At 39.4% G+C, this 1,829-nt stretch carries 2 protein-coding genes; one reads left to right on the top strand and one right to left on the bottom strand.

Features of this window, described 5'->3' with window-relative positions; translation table 11 throughout:
* The coding region (locus tag AB4Z17_RS33355) for a manganese catalase family protein (protein ID WP_441964734.1) at window positions 1–181 on the top strand (181 nt) is incomplete at its 5' end.
* Between the two features lie 212 nt (window positions 182–393).
* Here the strand turns inward: AB4Z17_RS33355 and AB4Z17_RS33350 are convergent.
* The gene (locus tag AB4Z17_RS33350) at window positions 394–1,743 is read right to left on the bottom strand and encodes an ABC transporter substrate-binding protein (protein ID WP_441964732.1); all 1,350 of its coding nucleotides are present in this window, start codon (window positions 1,741–1,743) and stop codon (window positions 394–396) included.
* Between the last annotated feature and the right edge of the window lie 86 nt (window positions 1,744–1,829).

The raw sequence follows: 1,829 nt of genomic DNA, 5'->3' as shown, positions 1-1,829 counted from the left end.
GGATATAGCAGCGGAGGAGAAGGCTAGGGCGACGTATCAGTGGTTGATTGATCTAACGGATGATGTGGATCTGCAGGATAGCTTGAAGTATTTGCGGGAGCGGGAAATTATACACTCTCTGCGGTTCCGGGAAGCGGTGGAAATACTTAAGGATAAGCGGGATGAGAAGATATTTTATTAAACTGAGATTCATTTGCAATGTGATGAATGTTACCACAAAAGGACAAAATCACTATAAATGTCATAAATAGCACAAGCAGCACATCAACCCAGCATTCACTGAATGCTGGGTTGTGTGTTCTAGTGCAGGGAGAGCCTCCGGATCTGTCCCGTTTATACATATCTGGATACATAGGATGTCACGTCTTATCTAGCTCTATTAGGTCGTTTTATTTACTCGTTAATGTAAGTGTTGACTCGGTTTTGAATCAACTTACTGACATCTTCAACTGATTTCTGTCCGCTCATATAGGAATCAAATTCTTCAACCGCAATGGAAATGACCTTGAAATCACTAGATAAATTTGTACTCGCTCCATCAATGAGTTTTTGCAATTGTTGTATCTTGCTGTCTATTGTACTAGCATCAAACTTCTGTCCAGTAAGCGTACCCGCTATTGCCTGCTGCTTGGCATCCTTGAGCTGTTTCTCTACAACTCCCTTGTGCATCGCAAAACCCCCTACGATTGGTGAAGTTTGCATTTCCTCGGAAAGCATGAATTTAATAAAATTCCAAGCTTCATCTTGAACCTTAGATTTGCTGTTCATGCCTAGAGTGAAATACGACTTAAATGGCGTTCCGTTATTTTGTCCATTTACAGTTGGCTTTTGGTATATATTAAACTTTGGATCAAGCACTTGTGACAGGCCTGTGGTTGGATCCAGAATGTTAGCATTGCCGAACAAGGATTCGACATATTCGTAATTAGGTTCGGCACTAAGCACATCTTCATCATACATCGATTTGATTTGCTTCATCATATTTCGAAACAGATCGGAATCAAAATTTGCTTGACCTTGATTAATCAGCTTATCATAATTAGCCTCTATATACTCCGATAACAGTTGAACTGGGAATAGATTCTGAAATCCTACATAATCCTCGCCAGCTTGTTCCTTGAGCTGCTTTAAGGCCTTTTTCACATCATCCCATGTCCACGTTTGATCATTAATTTCAATATTAGCTTTCTCTAACAAATCTTTATTTCCCGTAAATGTGTCAAGGGCAAATGAGAAAGGCATTGCATACAAACCATCTCCATTCTGGGAATGTTTAAAGATATTCTGATAGTACTGATTTTGATCAAAGTCAGAATCTTTGTCCATCAGATCATAGAAATTCATCAGCATGTTCTTGGCTACATATTTGTCCTTCGGCAATTCATTCATTACGATAATGTCTGCTCCTTTGCCAGACATCAACTGCGTGCTGACCGTTTGTACATATTTCTCGATATCGCTCTTTGTTAATGGTTCACTCGATGTATTTTCCTCTATTTTAGGTGTAGCTTTATACTCTTTAAGTTCAATGTTGATATCTGGACGTTTTTTTTTATATTGCTTAATTGCTTCATCCAAATAAGGATGTGCCGACATCAGTGCAATCTCAATCGTTTTGCCATTTTGGCCTGAATCTTTATCAGATGTTCCACCTCCACCTGATCCCACGTTGCTGCTAGAGCATCCCGATAATACGACTATCATTGCTAATAAGGCCAATATCCATTTTCTATTCAAATTCATTCATTCCCTTCAATATATTCGGATTCGATTACCTTCCTGCAGTGGTTCACATATTCGGATTCGATTACCTTCCTGCAGTGGTTCAC

It is taken from the genome of Paenibacillus sp. TAF43_2, from assembly GCF_052113545.1.
Taxonomy (GTDB): domain Bacteria; phylum Bacillota; class Bacilli; order Paenibacillales; family Paenibacillaceae; genus Pristimantibacillus.
This window is presented reverse-complemented; position numbering and strand designations above follow the sequence as displayed.

Excerpts from the sequence above, each read along its gene's own strand:
- AB4Z17_RS33350 (WP_441964732.1), bottom strand. The coding sequence starts at position 1,743 with ATGAATTTGAATAGAAAATGGATATTGGCCTTATTAGCAATGATAGTC.